Annotated in this window: 18 protein-coding genes; all 18 read right to left on the bottom strand. The window is 74.0% G+C overall.

The features are described from left to right. Nucleotides 1–7: 7 nt before the first annotated feature. The 18 genes from IE98_RS0129670 to prcB all read right to left on the bottom strand — a co-directional run bounded on the left by IE98_RS0129670 (nucleotide 8) and on the right by prcB (nucleotide 16,144). Complete coding sequence (locus IE98_RS0129670; protein WP_030274241.1) at nucleotides 8–1,009, bottom strand: proline racemase family protein; 1,002 nt, start codon at nucleotides 1,007–1,009, stop codon at nucleotides 8–10. Nucleotides 1,010–1,075: 66 nt separating this feature from the next. Continuing rightward, nucleotides 1,076–1,984, bottom strand: coding sequence for a dihydrodipicolinate synthase family protein (locus tag IE98_RS0129665; protein WP_030274240.1), 909 nt, complete (start codon nucleotides 1,982–1,984; stop codon nucleotides 1,076–1,078). A gap of 126 nt (nucleotides 1,985–2,110) precedes the next feature. Beyond that, entirely contained in the window at nucleotides 2,111–3,559 is a 1,449-nt protein-coding gene (locus IE98_RS0129660) for an NAD(P)/FAD-dependent oxidoreductase (protein ID WP_030274238.1), read from the bottom strand. Continuing rightward, a complete protein-coding gene (locus IE98_RS51250; RefSeq protein ID WP_030274236.1) occupies nucleotides 3,540–3,860 on the bottom strand; it encodes a (2Fe-2S)-binding protein in 321 nt (106 codons plus the stop codon). The genes IE98_RS0129660 and IE98_RS51250 overlap by 20 nt, the downstream gene beginning before the upstream one ends. Next, the gene (locus tag IE98_RS0129650) at nucleotides 3,857–5,053 is read right to left on the bottom strand and encodes an NAD(P)/FAD-dependent oxidoreductase (RefSeq protein ID WP_052391130.1); all 1,197 of its coding nucleotides are present in this window, start codon (nucleotides 5,051–5,053) and stop codon (nucleotides 3,857–3,859) included. Before IE98_RS0129650 ends, IE98_RS51250 begins: the two co-directional genes overlap by 4 nt. A 38-nt stretch (nucleotides 5,054–5,091) precedes the next feature. Then, nucleotides 5,092–5,457, bottom strand: coding sequence for a hypothetical protein (locus tag IE98_RS0129645; RefSeq protein ID WP_030274232.1), 366 nt, complete (start codon nucleotides 5,455–5,457; stop codon nucleotides 5,092–5,094). Nucleotides 5,458–5,625: 168 nt separating this feature from the next. Beyond that, a complete protein-coding gene (gene tatC, locus IE98_RS0129640; RefSeq protein ID WP_420706231.1) occupies nucleotides 5,626–6,516 on the bottom strand; it encodes a twin-arginine translocase subunit TatC in 891 nt (296 codons plus the stop codon). Nucleotides 6,517–6,634: 118 nt separating this feature from the next. Then, on the bottom strand, nucleotides 6,635–6,907 hold the full coding sequence (tatA, locus tag IE98_RS0129635) for a Sec-independent protein translocase subunit TatA (protein ID WP_043175443.1): 273 nt from the start codon (nucleotides 6,905–6,907) through the stop codon (nucleotides 6,635–6,637). 242 nt (nucleotides 6,908–7,149) lie between these two features. Further along, nucleotides 7,150–7,314 (bottom strand): hypothetical protein, encoded by a 165-nt coding sequence (locus tag IE98_RS50210; protein ID WP_199922985.1) that lies wholly within the window; start codon nucleotides 7,312–7,314, stop codon nucleotides 7,150–7,152. A gap of 21 nt (nucleotides 7,315–7,335) precedes the next feature. Then, the gene (locus IE98_RS0129625) at nucleotides 7,336–7,566 is read right to left on the bottom strand and encodes a hypothetical protein (protein WP_030274226.1); all 231 of its coding nucleotides are present in this window, start codon (nucleotides 7,564–7,566) and stop codon (nucleotides 7,336–7,338) included. A 3-nt stretch (nucleotides 7,567–7,569) separates the two neighbouring features. Further along, complete coding sequence (locus IE98_RS0129620) at nucleotides 7,570–8,526, bottom strand: helix-turn-helix transcriptional regulator (protein WP_030274224.1); 957 nt, start codon at nucleotides 8,524–8,526, stop codon at nucleotides 7,570–7,572. Between the two features lie 4 nt (nucleotides 8,527–8,530). Continuing rightward, complete coding sequence (locus IE98_RS0129615) at nucleotides 8,531–9,505, bottom strand: helix-turn-helix transcriptional regulator (RefSeq protein WP_030274222.1); 975 nt, start codon at nucleotides 9,503–9,505, stop codon at nucleotides 8,531–8,533. Between the two features lie 162 nt (nucleotides 9,506–9,667). Beyond that, nucleotides 9,668–10,039: an FKBP-type peptidyl-prolyl cis-trans isomerase gene (locus IE98_RS0129610; protein ID WP_030274219.1), complete on the bottom strand. Its 372-nt coding sequence runs from the start codon at nucleotides 10,037–10,039 to the stop codon at nucleotides 9,668–9,670. A 164-nt stretch (nucleotides 10,040–10,203) separates the two neighbouring features. Next, nucleotides 10,204–11,496: an FKBP-type peptidyl-prolyl cis-trans isomerase gene (locus IE98_RS0129605; protein WP_052391129.1), complete on the bottom strand. Its 1,293-nt coding sequence runs from the start codon at nucleotides 11,494–11,496 to the stop codon at nucleotides 10,204–10,206. A 351-nt stretch (nucleotides 11,497–11,847) separates the two neighbouring features. Next, entirely contained in the window at nucleotides 11,848–12,843 is a 996-nt protein-coding gene (locus IE98_RS0129600) for an FKBP-type peptidyl-prolyl cis-trans isomerase (protein WP_030274216.1), read from the bottom strand. Between the two features lie 119 nt (nucleotides 12,844–12,962). Beyond that, the gene (gene pafA, locus IE98_RS0129595; RefSeq protein WP_030274214.1) at nucleotides 12,963–14,324 is read right to left on the bottom strand and encodes a Pup--protein ligase; all 1,362 of its coding nucleotides are present in this window, start codon (nucleotides 14,322–14,324) and stop codon (nucleotides 12,963–12,965) included. Nucleotides 14,325–14,489: 165 nt separating this feature from the next. After that, complete coding sequence (gene prcA / locus IE98_RS0129590; RefSeq protein ID WP_030274213.1) at nucleotides 14,490–15,269, bottom strand: proteasome subunit alpha; 780 nt, start codon at nucleotides 15,267–15,269, stop codon at nucleotides 14,490–14,492. 35 nt (nucleotides 15,270–15,304) lie between these two features. After that, nucleotides 15,305–16,144 carry a proteasome subunit beta gene (prcB, locus tag IE98_RS0129585; RefSeq protein ID WP_030274211.1) on the bottom strand — a complete coding sequence of 280 codons (840 nt, stop codon included), beginning with the start codon at nucleotides 16,142–16,144 and terminating at the stop codon, nucleotides 15,305–15,307. Between the last annotated feature and the right edge of the window lie 125 nt (nucleotides 16,145–16,269).

Raw genomic sequence — 16,269 nt, 5'->3', positions numbered from 1 at the left:
CCGCTGCTCAGAGCAGGAAGCCGGCCGGGAAGGGGTCGTCGGGGTCGAGGAAGTACTGGGCGGTGCCGGTCAGCCAGGCGCGGCCGGTGACGGTCGGCACGATCGCGGGGCGGCCGGCGACGGTGGTGCGCTCCACGATGCGTCCGGTGAAGGTGGTGCCGATGAAGGACTCGTTGACGAAGTCCTGGCCGATCGGCAGTTCGCCGCGGGCGTTGAGCTGCGCCATCCGGGCCGAGGTGCCGGTGCCGCACGGCGAGCGGTCGAACCAGCCGGGGTGGATCGCCATGGCGTGCCGGGAGTGCCGCCCGGTGGAGCCGGGGGCGACCAGCTGCACGTGGTGGCAGCCGTTGATGGCGTCGTCCTCGGGGTGGACGGGCCGGTCGGTCTCGTTGATCGCGGCCATCACGGCGAGGCCGGCGTCCAGGATCTCCTGCTTGCGGGCCCGGTCGAAGGGCAGGCCGAGCCGGTCCAGCGGCAGGATCGCGTAGTAGTTGCCGCCGTAGGCGAGGTCGTAGGAGACGGTGCCGAAGCCGGGGACGTCGACCTTGAGGTCGAGGCCCGCGGAGAAGGACGGCACGTTGCGGATGGTGACGGCCTTCGCCGCGCCGTCCTCGACCCGCACCTCGGCGACGACCAGGCCGGCCGGGGTGTCCAGCCGGACGGTGGTCACCGGCTCCTGCACCTCGACCATGCCGGTCTCGACGAGGACGGTGGCGACGCCGATGGTGCCGTGGCCGCACATCGGCAGCAGGCCGGAGACCTCGATGTAGAGCACGCCGAAGTCGGCGTCCGGCCTGGTCGGAGGCTGCAGGATCGCGCCGCTCATCGCGGCGTGCCCGCGGGGCTCGTACATCAGCAGGGTGCGGAAGTGGTCCAGGTGCTGCTGGAAGTGCACCCGCCGCTCGGCCATGGTGGCGCCGGGCAGGGTGCCGAACCCGCCGGTGATCACACGGGTGGGCATGCCCTCGGTGTGCGAGTCGACGGCGTGGAACACGTGGCGGCTGCGCATGGCCGCTCCCCCTCGGTGGTCGGGGGCCGGCCGCGCCGGGTGGGCGGCGGCCGGCGGGCGGGACGGCTAGGACAGGCCCTCGGCGAGGGCCTTCTCGGTGGCGGCGCGGACGGCCGCCTCGACCTCGGGCGTGAGCGGGCCGCGCGGTGGGCGGCAGGGGCCGCCGGGCAGTCCGGCGATGTCCATGGACAGCTTGATGGCCTGCACGAACTCGGTCTTGGAGTCCCAGCGCAGCAGCGGGTGCAGGGTGCGGTAGAGCGGCAGCGCGGTGGCGAGGTCGCCGGCGACGGCGGCCTCGTACAGCGTGACGGAGGCCGTGGGCAGCGCGTTGGGGTAGCCGGCGATCCAGCCGACCGCGCCGGCCAGGGCGAGCTCCAGCAGCACGTCGTCGGCGCCGATCAGCAGGTCGAGCCCGGGGGCGAGTTCGGCGATCTGGTAGGCGCGGCGGACGTCGCCGCTGAACTCCTTCACCGCGACGATCGAGCCGTCCGCGTGCAGCCGGGCGAGAAGTTCGGGCACCAGGTCGACCTTGGTGTCGATCGGGTTGTTGTACGCCACGACGGGCAGACCGGCCTTGGCGACCTCGGCGTAGTGGGCGCGGACGGCGGTCTCGTCGGCGCGGTAGGCGTTGGGCGGCAGCAGCAGCACCGAGCCCGCGCCCGCCTCGGCGGCCTGCTCGGCCCAGCGGCGGGACTCGGCGGAGCCGTACGCGGCGACGCCGGGCATGACCCGCGCACCGTCGCCGGCGGCCTCGACGGCGGTGCGCACCACGCGGGCGCGCTCCTCCGGGGTGAGCGTCTGGTACTCGCCGAGCGAGCCGTTCGGGACGACGCCGTGGCACCCGGCGTCGATCAGCCGGCGGACGTGCTCGCCGTAGGCGTCGTGGTCGACCGTGAGGTCCTCGCGCAGCGGCAGCGCGGTGGCGACCATGATGCCGCGCCAGGGCCGGGCGGGGTCGTACGGGACTCGGGTCATGGGGTTCGCTCCTGAGTGGTGAGGTGTGACATTTTATAAACCTTCGCGAGCCGCCACAAGGGCGACCCGCCGACCGGTGTGCGGGCCGGACCGGCCGTCCGGCGCGGGGGCCGTCCGGCAGCCGGTTCAGGGACCGTCCGGCGGCCGCGGAACGGTGTCGGCGAGCTGCGCGAGCGGGACGGGGCAGGCCAGCGGGCGGCTGTCGGGCCGCGGCTCACCGCCGCCGGCGAGGCAGGCGACCGCGGGGCCGCACATCCGGCCCTGGCACCAGCCCATGCCCGCGCGGGTGAGCAGCTTGACCGTCCGGGCGTCGCCGGCGCCGAGCTCCTCGACGGCCTCCCGGATCCGGGCGACCGGGACCTCCTCGCAGCGGCAGACGTCGGTCTCCGGGGTGAGCCAGTCCGTCCAGCCGGGCCCCGGGCGGTGCGCGGCGGCCAGCAGGTCGGCGAAGGCGCGCCGGCGGCGGCGCGCAGCGCGCAGCGCGGCGGGCACCGGGCGGCCGGCGATCTCCCGGGCGGCGATCTCGCCCTCGACCAGGGCGAGGTCGGCGCCGCCGACACCGCAGGTCTCCCCCGCAGCCCAGAGCCCGGGCAGGCCGGTGCGCAGCCGCTCGTCGACGACGAGCGCGACGGCGCCGTCCGGGCAGGTCCGGGTGGGGGCGCCGAGTTCGGTGGCGAGCTCGATCTGCGGCAGCAGTCCGTGGCCGACGGCGACGGCGTCGCAGGCGATCCGCCGCCCGGTGCCGGGGACGGGCCGCCAGGCGGAGTCCAGCCGGGCGACGGTGACGCCGGTGACCCGGTCCTCGCCGTGCACCTCGACGACGGCGGACCGCGGCCGCAGCCGCACCCGGTGGCGCAGCAGCAGGGCGGCGTGCCGGGCACCCTCGGCGAGCTTGCCGGGGTTGGCGGCCAGGGCGCCGAGCGCGGTGGGCGCACGGGCGTAGCCGAGGTAGTCGCCGGCCTCGACGACGGCGGGCACCCGGGCGCCGGCCGCGGCGAGCGAGGCGGCGGCGGCGAGCAGCAGCGGGCCGCTGCCGGCCACCACGATCCGGCGGCCGGGCAGCACCAGTCCGGCCTTGAGCATCGCCTGGGCGCCGCCGGCGGTGACCACGCCGGGCAGCGTCCAGCCGGGGAAGGGCAGCTGGCGTTCGTAGGCGCCGGTGGCGAGCAGCACGTCGCGGGCCTCGACGACCGCGCTGCCGGTGCCGGCCGGGCCGACGACGGCGTGCAGCCGCCAGGGTTCGCCGGGTTCGGCCGTCCAGACGTGGTGACCGGCCAGGTGGTCGATCCGGCCGGCCCGCACCTGGGTGTCGAGGCGCGCCAGCAGTGCGGTGAAGGCGGGCCAGTGGTGGTGCAGGCGGTCCGGGCGGGCGGCGCCGAGGCCGGGCGGGGGGTGCCGGTAGTACTGGCCGCCGGGGCGTTCGGCGGTGTCCAGCAGGGCGCAGCGCAGCCCGAGCCCGGCGGCGGTGACGGCGGCGGCGAGCCCGGCGGGTCCGGCGCCGATCACCGCGAGGTCGTACGGCTCCGCGGTGCGGGCGCGCTGCGGCGGGGTCGGGTCAGACGGCGAGGTCGGCACGGCCGTGTCCCTCCTGGGTGGTGACGACGGTGCCGGGTTCGGCGGGCAGCAGGCAGGTGCGCCGGTTGGGCTGTCCGTCGACGGTGGCGAGGCAGTCGTAGCAGACGCCGATGCCGCAGAACGCGCCGCGCGGCCGGCCGCCGACCCGGGTGCGGCGCCAGGCCAGGACGCCGTCGGCCCACAGCGCGGCGGCGATGCTCTGGCCGGGCAGCGCGGGCACCGGCCGGCCGTCGAACTCGATGGTGTGGCCCGGCCCCGGCCTGGCATCGGCCAGCCGGGCGGGGGTGCGGTCCGCGGTCATGCCTCTCCTCGATCGGTGACGGACGGCTCGGTGGCGGCCCCTGCAGGTGCGGGGTCCGCGAAGCGGTCGGCGCGGAACGGCGCCGGGTCGAGCGCGGTCGGCTGCCCGGTGAGCTGCTGGGCGATCAGCAGGCCGGTGGCGGGGGCGAGCCCGATGCCGGCCCCCTCGTGGCCGCAGGCGTGGTACAGCCCGGGCACCCGGGGGTCGGCGCCGACGGCGGGCAGGTGGTCCGGCAGGTAGGGGCGGAACCCGCGGTAGGCGCGCTGGACGGCGACCCCGCGGAGCACCGGGAACAGCGCTGCGGCCTGCGCGGCGAGCCGCTGCAGCACCTCCACCGACAGGGCGCGGTCGAAGCCGACCCGTTCCCGGCTGGCGCCGATCAGCACCGGCCCGGCGGGCGTGCCCTCGACCACCGCGGAGGTCTGCAGGGCGGCCGAGCCGCTGGCGACGTCGGCCACGTAGTCCGCCGCGTACACCTTGTGCCGGACGATCCGCGGAAGCGGCTCGGTGACGAGGACGAAGCCGCGCCGCGGCATCACCGGCAGGTCGACGCCGGCCAGGGCGGCGATCTCGCCGCCCCAGGTGCCGGCGGCGTTGACCACCGCGCCGGCGGCGAGCTCCCGCCGGTCGGTGACCACGCCGCACACCGCGCCGGCGGCGGTCGTCCGCAGCGCCCGGACGGCCTCGCCGAGGTGGCGGTCGGCGCCGGAGGCGCGCAGCAGGTGGGCGGCGGCGAGGGCGGGCTGGACCTGGGCGTCCTGCGGGTAGTGGACGCCGCCGGCGAGGCCCGGCGCGAGGTGCGGTTCGAGGGCGGGCAGCCCGTCGGCGGGGACCTCCTCGGCCTGCACCCCGACCGCCCGCTGCCGGGCGGCGAAGCCGCGCAGGGCGTCGAGGCCGGCGGGTGCGGCGGCCACCACCAGGCCGCCCTTCGGCTCGTACTCGACGGCCGGTCCGAACTCCTCGGCGAGGTCGTGCCAGAGGCCGGTGGAGAGCAGCGCGAGGTCGAGTTCGGGGCCGGGCTCCTTGTCGGAGACGAGCAGGTTGCCCTCGCCGGCGCCGGTCGTGCCGCCGGCCACCGGGCCGCGGTCGACGACGGCGACCCGCAGGCCGGCGCGGGCGGCGTAGTAGGCGCAGGCGGCGCCGACGACACCGGCGCCGATCACCACGACGTCGTGGCTGGGTTGCGTGAGCACAGCAGTAATATGTCACATGGTTCAGCGGCTGGGAAGGGTCACCCCGGCCCACCCCCGGCGGCCGCGGCCGCCGCCTGCTCGAAGGCCCTCAGCTGCGCGGTCGGGCTGAACTGGACGATCTCGGTACCGGCCTCGATCTGCGACACGTGGCCGGGCGGCAGGTGGAAGACGTCGCCCGCCCCGAAGACCTCCTCGTGGTCCTCGAAGCGGAAGGCCGTCCGGCCGCGGAGCACGTCCCCCCGGTGCGGACAGCTGCAGCCGCCGGGCAGACCCGCCATGACGGCCGCGCCGTCCACCGGCTGCCGGAACTCGACGTGGTCGACCGTCCAGCCCTCCAGTTCGCCGCGCCGGGCGAGGACGGGCGCGCCCTCCTCGGCCGGCCCCTGCGTGGCCGCCTTCGGCATGCCGCTCGCCTCCTCCGGGACGCCCCCGCACGGGGCTCCTCCCCATCAGACCGCATCGGAACCGCCGGACCGGGACGTCCCCGCCCGACCCGCCGGAGCGCCGGGAGCCCCGGTCCGCCTGAGTGTTCGGCGGACCGGGGCTCCCGGTGAGGTGCACGGACGCACGGATCAGGTGATGTCGTCCATCTGCTCGGTGCGGGCGGCCGGCACCGGGGCGGGCGCATCCGGGGCGGCCGAGGCCTCGATCGACTCCGGGCCGTCCACGCCCTCGACGGAGAGGTCCACGTGGGAGGCCTCCTCGTCGCTCAGCCCGGCGTCCGGGTTCCGCTTCGCCCGGCGGCGGTCGTTGAGCAGCGCGATGCCTGCCGCAAGGAAGTACAGCGCCCAGATCGGCGCGGCCAGCGCGAGCATGCTCAGCGGGTCGGCGCTGGGCGTGGCGAAGGCGGCGAAGACCGTGATGCCCATGACCATGCCGCGCCACCAGCCGAGCAGCCGCTTGCCGCTCAGCACGCCGATCATGTTGAGCATCACCAGCAGCAGTGGCAGCTCGAAGGCGCCACCGAAGACCAGCACCATCCGGGTCACCACGTCGAGGTAGTCCTCGGCCGGCATGATCGGCACGGTCTCGGTCGGCGCGAAGGAAATCAGCATCTCCGCCGTGGCGGGCAGGATCAGGTAGGCGAGGACCGCACCCGAAAGGAAAAGCGGGACGCCCGCCGCCAGGAAGCTCATCGAGTACTTGCGCTCGTGCTTGTGCAGGCCCGGCGCAACGAACGCCCAGAGCTGGTACAGCCACACCGGGGTGGCCGCGACCACGCCGGCCGTGAGGCTGACCTTAAGCGCGAGGGTGAAGGGCGTCAGCAGGCCGATGGTAGACACCACGCCGCACCGCTCGCCGGTGGCTGTCAGGCCCTTCTCGCCGCAGGAGGGGAGTGGCTCGAGCAGGAAGTTGGTGAGCTCGCGGTGGAAGTAGAACGCCACGATCGTGGTGATCACGATGGCCAGGACCGACTTGACCACCCGGTTGCGGAGCTCGCGCAGGTGGTCGGCGAGCGCCATCCGGCCCTCGGGGTCCTTCGGCGGCTTCGGCGCCTTGGAAGACTTGCTCAAGCCCGGTCCTCAACTCGTACGACGGAGCCCGCCGGACGGCGGGCCCCCGATGGCCGTGGGTGCCGGCTCAGCCCCGTGGGGCCGCGCCGTGGTCGGCGGCACCGACCGGACGGGCGTCGCCCGACCCGGGTGCCCGCTTGATCGTCATCGGTGCCGGCTCCGCCGCGGGCCGGGCCTGCGGCGGCGCACCGGCGCCGTCCGTCCGCAGGGCCCTGGCCTCGCTGCGCAGGATGCGCAACGTCCGGCCGAGGGCCCGCGCGGCGTCCGGCAGGCGTTTCGCCCCGAAGAGCAGCACCGCGAGGACCGCGACCACCAGGATCGCCGTCGGCGAGATGCGCATGTGCACCACCATTCCCTCAGCGGGGCGCGTCCTCCCCGTTGCGGGCGATGGTAGTCGTTGCCGGCTGCCGCCCGGCACCCGCCGTCCCACTGCGGCCCCGGCCGCACCGCGGGGCCTTCCACGAAGGGTACCCGGCCGGGTCACCGGCCCGGGCGGCCCCATCGGCACGGGCGATCGGCGTTCCGGGCGACCGGTGTTCCGGGCGGGTCGGCGGCCGGGCAGGGCCAGCGTCCCGGGGAGAGTCAGCGTCCCGGCAGATCGGCGGCCGCGGCGGCCAGTGCGCGCGAGGCCGAGTCCACCTCGCGGGCCAGCGAGCGGACGTCGGCCCAGAGCCGGACGGCGAGCACGCCCAGGACGAGCAGACCGGCGGTGGCCAGCAGGACGGCGGCGGTGAGGGTCCACGGCATGGCCACGACCCTACCGCCCGGTCAGCCCTCGACCGGCAGCAGGCGCATCGTGCTGACCCCGGCCGCCGTCATCGCCTGCACGATCTTCTCCCCGGCCGGCTTGCGGACGGACGCCCCGCACTCCGGGCAGACGAAGCCGTAGAAGGTGCGCTCCCGGGTGGGGCCGAGCACCAGCCGGAAGTCCTCGGCCGGCAGCTCGACCTTCTCCCGGCACTGCGCGCAGTAGACCTGGAATCTGGTGCCGTACGCCACCGGTCAGGCCTGCCCCTCCGGGTAGCCGGCGAGGGCCGCGCGGGCCGCCTCGCGGGCCTGCTCGGCGAGGGCGGGCGGGGAGACGATCCGGCCGTCGCGGCCGAGCCGGAGGGCGAGCGGGCGCAGCCCGGACGGGTCGGCGCTGCGCAGGGTGATCCGCAGCCCGCCGTCGGGCAGTTCCTCGGCCTTGTCGTGGGTGTAGTACTCGGCGACCCAGCGGCCGCCGGGGCCGACCTCGACGATCACCTCGGGGTCGTCGGCGGCCGGGTTGACCAGGCCGGCGGACAGGTCGCGCGGCTCGATCCGCGGCGGGTCGGCCGGCTCGTCGAGCACCTTGATCTCGGCGACCCGGTCCAGCCGGAAGATCCGGCGGTCCTCGGAGGTGCGGCACCAGGCCTCGAGGTAGGTGTGGCCCTCGGTGACCAGGCGGATCGGGTCGACCTCGCGCTCGGTCATGCCGCCGCGGCCGTGCGACCAGTAGCGCAGCCAGAGCCGGCGGCCCTCGGTGAGCGCGCGGTCGATGTCGGCGAAGACCTGGCCCTCGGCCTCGAAGGTGACACCGACCCGGGCGCTGGACTCGGCGCTCTCGCCGGCCGCGTCCTCGATCTTGGTGACGGCGCGGGTGAGCGCCTCCCGGTCGCGGCGGCGCAGGCCCGGCAGGCCGGCCACCGCGCGGGCGGCGACCAGCAGGGCGGTGGCCTCGTCGGCGGCCAGGCGCAGCGGCTGGGCGACGTCGTCGACGTTGTGCCACCAGATCCGGTCGCCGTCGGTGTCGATGTCGAGCAGGTCGCCGCCGCGGAAGCTGGTGCCGCACATCGGCAGCACGTTGAGGTCGCCGATCAGCTCGCGCTCGGTGATGCCGAAGGCGCGGGCGACCTCGGCCACCTCGGCGCCGGGGCGCTCGCGCAGGTAGGTGACCAGCGAGAGCATCCGCCGGGTCTGGTCGATCGCATTGCTCATGGCCTTACTCCCCCACTCCGGCGACGGCGCGCAGCCGGTCGATGACGTCCGCCCGCAGGTCGTCCGGTCCGAGGACGACGACGTCGGGCCCGAACTCGGCGAGGTCGGCGCCGAGGCCGTAGCCGTACGGGATCTCCAGTTCGTCCCAGTGCTCGTCGACGCGGGTGGTGGCGATCGCCCGGCCGCGGAGCGGGAAGGCGGCGCCGCGGCGGAGCCGGACGGTGGCGGTGGCGCCCTCGGTGACGGCGCCCTCGCCGGCGAACCGGGCGACGTGGGCGCGCACGTCGACGTGCTCGGGGACGTCACCGGTGAAGCTGCCGGCCCGGGAGCGGACCTTGCCGGTGATCCGGCTGAGCCGGAAGACCCGGGCGCTCTGCCGGTCGCGGTCGTAGCCGGCCAGGTACCAGTGGCCGCGCCAGCACTCGAGGGCCCAGGGCTCCACGGAGCGCTGCTCGGCGGCGGAGGCGCCGGCCTTGCGGTAGTCGAAGGTGACCGGGCGCCGGTCGCGGGCGGCGACCAGCAGCGGTTCGAAGGCGGCCTCGCGGGCGGGGATGCGCGGCTGCAGCGCGGTGTGCTCGGCGTCCTCGGCGAAGGGCACGCCGGCCGCCCGCAGCTTCTGCAGGGCACCGCTGGCCGCGCCGGACATCTTGGCCTGCTGCCAGACCCGGGCGACCAGGGTGAGGGCGGCGGCCTCCTCGGCGTCGAGGACGATCTCGGGGAGGCGGTTGCGGTCCCGGCGGGCCAGGTAGCCGATCTCGCCGTCCAGCGCGTTCTCGTCGACGTCGATGACCAGGCCGAGCTCGCGCAGGTCGTCCTTGTCGCGCTCGAACATCCGGTTGAACGCGTCCTCGCTGCCCTGCTGCCAGGCTTCCCGGTAGGCCTCGACCGACTCCCGGAGCTCCTTCTTGGAGAGCGGCCTCCTGGTGTTCATCAGACAGAGGGCGAGGTTCATCAACCGCTCCGCCTTCGCGATCGCCATCGCTGACCTTCCCGTCCCGTCCGGCCGGCACCCCGCGTGATCCGGCGGACCCGACCGTACCGGTCCGGGCACGCTGAGCAAAAGCCGAGCCCCGCCGACCCCCCGCAACGACGGCGCCGGGCCGCTCCCCCGAAGGGTGCGGCCCGGCGCTGCGGGGGTGTCTCAGACGCCGAGCAGGTCGACGACGAAGATCAGGGTGGAACCCGCGGGGATCAGCGGGCTCGGCGACTGGTTGCCGTACGCCAGGTGCGCCGGGATGACCAGCTCGCGCCGGCCGCCGACCTTCATGCCCTGGACGCCCTGGTCCCAGCCCTTGATGACGCGGCCCGCGCCGAGCGGGAAGCGGAAGGTCTGGCCGCGGTTCCAGGAGGCGTCGAACTCCTCGCCGGTGGAGAAGGTGACACCGACGTAGTGCACCTCGACGACCGCGCCGGCCTTGGCCTCGGCACCGTCGCCGACCACGATGTCGCGGATCTGCAGCTCCGCCGGCGGCTCGCCGCCCGGGAAGTCGATCTCCGGCTTGGAAAGGCTCACAACAGACTCATCTCGTTCGGTGATACGTACATGACGGGGCGGCAGGCACCGCTGCGGTCCACCGTACGGCGCACCGCCGCCCGTCCGGGCCATTCCCGGGCCCCGCGACGTGTCGCGCGGACCGGGAACGGCCCAGGTCGTCCGCCCCGGGACCAGTCCTGGGACTAGTCCTGGGAGCCGACGCCGGCATCCAGGATGTCGATCACGAAGACCAGTGTCGAATTGGCGGGGATGTCGCCCTGCGCCTGGTCCTTGTAGGCGAGCGAGGCGGGGATCACCAGCTCGATCCGGCTGCCGACGGTCTGGCCGGTGACGCCCTTGTCCCAGCCCTCGATGACGCCGCCGCCACCGGTGACGAAGGTGAAGGCCTGGCCGCGCTTGAGCGAGGAGTCGAAGACCTTGCCGTCCTTGTACAGCGCGCCGGTGTACTGCACGAGGACCTTCTCGCCGGCCTCGATCTTGCGGCCCTTGCCCTGGATCAGGACGTGCGACTTCAGGTCCTTGACCTCGGGGGTGCCGGGGACGGGGGTGATGTCGGCGGGCTTCTTGCCGTTGTCCTTGACCTTCGGCATGTCGGCCGGCGGGGCCGTCATGTCGCCGCTGAGCACGGTGTCCGGCGCGGTGGCGTTCTTGATGTCGATCACGAACACCAGGGTGTCCTTGGCGCCGACCCCCATGTCGGTGCTGCCCTGCGAGCCGAAGGCGGCGGCCGGCGGGGCGACGACGAGCAGCCGGCTGCCGGCCTTGTGGCCGGTGACGGCCTGGTCGAGGGCGGGGATCAGCTTGCCGCCGCCGGCCTGGAAGAGCTGCGGCTTGCCGGACGAGTAGGAGCCCTGGATCTCCTTGCCGGTGCCCCAGTTCATGGCGGAGAAGTCGGCGGTGACCCAGGTGTTCTTGTCGACCTTGGTGCCGTCGCCGGACTTCAGCTCCTTGACCACGAAGGTGCCGTCGGCGGCCTCCTTGGGCAGGGCGATGGTCGCCTTGGTGCCGAAGTCGCCGGTGACGGTCGGCAGGACCTTGGCGTTGTCCTTGATCGGCGGCACCGGGTCGGCGGAGGGCGACGGCGGGGCCGAGGTCGCCGAGTCCGGGGTGGCGGCCGCGGTGGACTTCCCGTCGTCCTTGTTCACCATGTACAGCGTGATGCAGCTGCCGACCAGCAGGACGGCCAGCACGGTGCCCAGGATCGCCCCGAGGCGGCCCGCGCCGGGCGGGTCCTCGTCGTAGCCGGCCTCCGAGAGGTCCTTGCGGCGCACGGTCGAGGCGAAGACCTGCGGCTCGTCCTCCTTCTCGCCGGCCGGACGCGCCGGGGCCTGGCCCCAGCCGGCCTGCTGCTTCAGGATCGCGGGCGGGACGACGATCGACTCGCCGTCGCCGGGCAGCGGGCCGCCGGGCCGTGCGGCCGCGGGGTCGCCGGCGGCGGTACCGGCCTCGCCCGGGCTCGACGCTTTCTCAGACATTGCTCCCCATCCATCTCGCCGCGCCACGCCCTCGCCGGACCTGACGGCGCTGCCACAGTGCCGAAAACGCCAGCAGTATGTCAGGTCTCCATGAGGACGGGCCCCTCCCGTGCGCGATCGTTGCGCCCGTCACCCGGCCCCGGGCGTGTCGGACCGGTCGTACGGGGACGGATCTCCCCCGGGCCTCCCCGGGGCGTCCCCGGAGCCTCTCCAGCGCCCTCGCGGCCCTCGCCGGGCCCCGGCCGATCCTGGTCGGCACCGGGCCCCGGCCGCCGCCCGCAGTGGGCCCCGGACCCGCCCGGGACCTGCTCCGGACCCGCCCGAGGCCTTCGCAGGGCCTGCGCGGGGCCGCTACACCGCCTCCAGGATGTCGATCACGAAGACCAGCGTGGCGTCGGCCGGGACGGGCCCGCTGGACTGGTTCCCGTAGCCCAGCGAGGGCGGCACCACGAGCATCACCCGGCTGCCGACGGTCTGGCCGACCAGGCCCTGGTCCCAGCCCTTGATCAGGCTGCCGGTACCGACCTGCAGCGCCTGCGCGCCGCCGTGCGAGTACGAGGAGTCGAACTGCGAACCGTCCGACCACAGCACGCCGGTGTACTGCACCAGCAGCTGCTGCCCGGACTGCACCGGCTTGCCGTCGCCCTTGATCAGCACGTAGGTCTGCAGCTCGGTGGGCGGGCTCTGCCCGGCCGGGACGGTGATCGTCGGCGCCTGCTTGCCGTTGTCCTTGACCTGCGGCGCGGTCGCGGGCGGCTGGGTCATCTCGCCCGAGACGGTCGAGTCCGGCGGCACCACGTCGAGGATGTCCAGGACGAAGACCACGGTGTCCTGGCCGCCCACCCCGGCCGCGGTGTTCCCGGAGGTGCCGAAGCCCGCCGCCGGCGGGGCCACCACGAGCAGCCGGCTGCCGGCCTTCTTGCCGAGCACCGCCTGGTCGAAGGCGGGCACCAGCTGGCCGCTGCCGGCCTGGTACAGCTGCGGCTTGCCGCCGGTGTCGTAGGAGCTGGAGACGTCCTTGCCGGTCGTCCAGTCCTTGGCGGTGTAGTTGACCGTCACCCAGTCGCCCTTGGCCACCGTCGCGCCGTCGCCCTCGTGCACGACGCTCACCACGAACTCGCCGCTCGGCTGGCCCTGCGGCAGGGTGATCTGGGCCTTGGAGCCGAAGTCGCCGGAGACGGTGGGCATCGGATCGGCGGACTCCACCGGGCTCGGCACGGCGGTGGCCGAGGCGGAGGCCGCGGGCGAGGCGCCGGAGGATCCGGACGAGCCGCTGGTGCACGCGGCGAGCACCGCGACGAGCAGGGCGGCAAGGGGCACGGCCGGCAGTCCGGCGAATCGTCGCATGGTCGCCAGCGTAGGACCCGGGGCCGCCGCAGCCGGGGAGGCGCAAGCACGCACGCGAGGGGTGGCGCCCGGACCCACCCGGACGCCACCCCTCGTGACCGCCTGTGCTCCCGCGTGCGTCACATGCCCGCGATGAGCTTCTCCACCCGCTCGTCGACCGAACGGAACGGGTCCTTGCACAGCACGGTGCGCTGCGCCTGGTCGTTCAGCTTCAGGTGGACCCAGTCCACCGTGAAGTCGCGCCGCTGCTCCTGCGCCCGGCGGATGAAGTCGCCGCGCAGCCTGGCCCGGGTGGTCTGCGGGGGCACCGACTTGGCCTCGAAGGTCTTGAGGTCGGTGGTGACCCGGGCCGCCCGGCCCTTGTTCTGCAGCAGGTAGAACAGGCCGCGGCGGCGGTGGATGTCGTGGTACGCGAGGTCGATCTGGGCGACCCGCGGGTTGGACATCGTCATCTGGTGCTTCTCGCGGTACTGCTCGATCAACCGGTACTTCATGATCCAGTCGATCTCGGTGGAGACCTTCTCCAGGTCCTCGGTGCGGACGGCCTCCAGGGTGCGTCCCCAGAGGTCGAGCACCCGGGCCACCGTGCCGGTGTTCAGGCCCTTGCGGTCCGCGAACTCCAGCGCCTTGGTGAAGTACTCCTCCTGGATGTCCAGCGCGCTGGCCTCGCGGCCGTTGGCGAGCCGGACCTGGTGGGTCCCGGTGAGGTCGTGGCTGACCTCGCGGATCGCCCGGATCGGGTTCTCCAGGGTGAGGTCGCGCATCACCACGCCCGCCTCGATGAGGCGCAGCACCAGGTCGGTGGCGCCGACCTTGAGCAGGGTGGTGGTCTCCGACATGTTGGAGTCGCCGACGATGACGTGCAGCCTGCGGTAGCGCTCGGCGTCGGCGTGCGGCTCGTCGCGGGTGTTGATGATGGGACGGGAGCGGGTGGTCGCCGAGCTGACGCCCTCCCAGATGTGCTCGGCCCGCTGACTGACGCAGTAGACCGCGCCGCGCGGCGTCTGCAGCACCTTGCCGGCGCCGCAGATGAGCTGGCGGGTCACCAGGAAGGGGATGAGGACGTCGGCCAGCCGGGAGAACTCGCCGTGCCGCGCCACGAGGTAGTTCTCGTGGCAGCCGTAGGAGTTCCCGGCCGAGTCGGTGTTGTTCTTGAACAGGTAGACGTCGCCGGCGATGCCCTCCTCGTGGAGCCGGCGCTCGGCGTCCACGAGCAGGCCCTCCAGGATGCGTTCGCCCGCCTTGTCGTGCGTCACCAGCTCGGTGACGTCGTCGCATTCGGGAGTGGCGTACTCGGGGTGCGAGCCCACGTCGAGGTAGAGGCGTGCACCGTTGCGCAGGAAGACATTGCTGCTGCGGCCCCAGGAAACTACGCGGCGGAAGAGGTACCTGGCCACCTCGTCAGGAGACAGACGCCGTTGTCCCCGGAACGTACACGTGACACCGTACTCGTTCTCCAGCCCGAAAATTCGGCGGTCCATGAGGCATCTTTTCTCTTCCGGGGGCATTTCGAAACCCCTTCGGCGGAGCCGAAAAGGTCACGGTGTCGTCGGCAATCCGACCACGGTGCCGCGTCAAATCCCGGAAGGCGCACGTGAATCCCGCACGGCACCGGTGGGGTGCCGTACGGGATTCACACGTGCGGGCTATTCGGTGGCGGGCGCCCCGCCCTCGGCCGCCGGCGGCTCGTCGGCGGCCGGCGCCTCGTCGTCCGCGGCGGAGGCGTCGCCGCCGAGCAGGCGGCCGAGCTGGCCGCCCAGGATGCGCTTGAACTTGCGCTGCTGGACGCGCTTGCGGTCCAGCACCGCGACCTCCAGCTGTTCCGGCGTCAGGGCGCGCGGGCTGCCGCCGTTGGGGTCGCGGGCGAGGCCGTCCACGGCGAGTTTCAGGGCCTCGGTGAGCGCCATGCCGGCCCGGTGCCGCTGGCCGAGGTAGTTGCCGATGGAGTCGGCGTTGCCGCCGACCACGACGTAGTTCTTCTCGTCGACGACCGAGCCGTCCGGGGTGAGCCGGTAGATCTGGTCGTCGCCGTCGGTGCGGCCGACCTCGGCGACGACCAGCTCGACCTCGTACGGCTTGTCGCCGACCGAGGAGAAGATGGTGCCGAGGGTCTGGGCGTAGACGTTGGCGAGGCCGCGGGCGGTGACGTCGGCGCGGTCGTAGGAGTAGCCGCGCAGGTCGGCGTAGCGGACGCCGCCGATGCGCAGGTTCTCGAACTCGTTGTACCGGCCGACCGCGGCGAACGCGATCTTGTCGTAGATCTCGGAGACCTTGTGGAGCGCCCGGGAGGTGTTCTCCGCGACGAAGACGATGCCGTCGGCGTAGGTGAGCACGACCACGCTGCGGCCGCGGGCGATGCCCTTACGGGCGTACTCCGCGCGGTCCGCCATGGCCTGCTGGGGCGAGACGTAGAACGGTGTGGACACCGGCGGTCGTCCCTTCTTCCTGGATGGGTGGCGGACTAGAGCAGCGGGGCCTGCGGCCCGTTGGGGCGCTCGCGGCGGCTGGCGGTGATGGACAGGGCGATCTCCGACACCTCGTCGTCCGAGAGCCGGCGGAAGCCGTCCTCGGTGATCAGCGAGACGATCGGGAAGATGCCGCGGGCCAGGTCGGGGCCGCCGGTGGCGGAGTCGTCGTCGGCGGCGTCGTAGAGGGCCTGCACGGCCAGCGTGGCGGCCTGCTCGCCGCCGAGGTCCTCGCGGTAGAGCTTCTTCAGCGAGCCGCGGGCGAAGACCGAGCCGGAGCCGGTGGCCGCGAAGCCGCGCTCCTCGGAACGGCCGCCGGTGACGTCGTAGGTGAAGATCCGGCCGCGCCCGAGGTCGAGGTCGTAGCCGGCGAAGATCGGCACCACGGCCAGGCCCTGCATGGCCATCGCGAGGTTGGACCGGATCATGGTGGTGAGCCGGTTCGCCTTGCCCTCCAGGGAGAGGACGGCGCCCTCGATCTTCTCGTAGTGCTCCAGCTCCAGCTGGAAGAGGCGGACCATCTCGACGGCGAGGCCGGCGGTGCCGGCGATGCCGACGGCGCTGTACTCGTCGGCCGGGAAGACCTTCTCGATGTCGCGCTGGGCGATGACGTTGCCCATGGTCGCACGGCGGTCACCGGCGATCACCACGCCGCCGTCGAAGATCGCGGAGACGATGGTGGTGCCGTGCGGCGCCTCCAGCACGCCCTCGGGGAGGCTGCGGTTGCCGGGCAGCAGCTCGGGCGCGTGCCGGCCGAGGAAGTCGATGAACGACGAGGACCCGGGGGTCAGGAAGGCAGCCGGTAGACGCCCGGTGCCGCCAGTGTTGGCTTCCACGCGATTCCTTCCGTGGTGACGGTCAAGCAGTCGATCAAGCAGCTGATGCCCGGACCCTACCCGCGCCGGCACCCCTTGATCCACACGATCGACGGTGCCGTTGCGGGCGGTGGGAGCAGACCGCG

It is taken from the genome of Streptomyces sp. NRRL B-24484 (assembly GCF_000717715.1).
GTDB lineage: Bacteria > Actinomycetota > Actinomycetes > Streptomycetales > Streptomycetaceae > Kitasatospora.
Note: the sequence above shows the minus strand (reverse complement) of the source record. Positions and strands in the feature narration are given on the sequence as shown.

Coding starts and splice junctions, on each gene's coding strand:
- tatA (WP_043175443.1), bottom strand. CDS start 6,907: ATGCGCATCTCGCCGACGGCGATCCTGGTGGTCGCGGTCCTCGCGGTG.
- IE98_RS0129615 (WP_030274222.1), bottom strand. CDS start 9,505: ATGGCGATCGCGAAGGCGGAGCGGTTGATGAACCTCGCCCTCTGTCTG.
- IE98_RS0129600 (WP_030274216.1), bottom strand. CDS start 12,843: ATGCGACGATTCGCCGGACTGCCGGCCGTGCCCCTTGCCGCCCTGCTC.
- pafA (WP_030274214.1), bottom strand. CDS start 14,324: ATGGACCGCCGAATTTTCGGGCTGGAGAACGAGTACGGTGTCACGTGT.
- IE98_RS0129620 (WP_030274224.1), bottom strand. CDS start 8,526: ATGAGCAATGCGATCGACCAGACCCGGCGGATGCTCTCGCTGGTCACC.
- IE98_RS50210 (WP_199922985.1), bottom strand. CDS start 7,314: ATGCCGTGGACCCTCACCGCCGCCGTCCTGCTGGCCACCGCCGGTCTG.
- IE98_RS0129645 (WP_030274232.1), bottom strand. CDS start 5,457: ATGCCGAAGGCGGCCACGCAGGGGCCGGCCGAGGAGGGCGCGCCCGTC.
- IE98_RS0129670 (WP_030274241.1), bottom strand. CDS start 1,009: ATGCGCAGCCGCCACGTGTTCCACGCCGTCGACTCGCACACCGAGGGC.
- tatC (WP_420706231.1), bottom strand. CDS start 6,516: ATGGCGCTCGCCGACCACCTGCGCGAGCTCCGCAACCGGGTGGTCAAG.
- IE98_RS0129665 (WP_030274240.1), bottom strand. CDS start 1,984: ATGACCCGAGTCCCGTACGACCCCGCCCGGCCCTGGCGCGGCATCATG.
- IE98_RS51250 (WP_030274236.1), bottom strand. CDS start 3,860: ATGACCGCGGACCGCACCCCCGCCCGGCTGGCCGATGCCAGGCCGGGG.
- IE98_RS0129605 (WP_052391129.1), bottom strand. CDS start 11,496: ATGTCTGAGAAAGCGTCGAGCCCGGGCGAGGCCGGTACCGCCGCCGGC.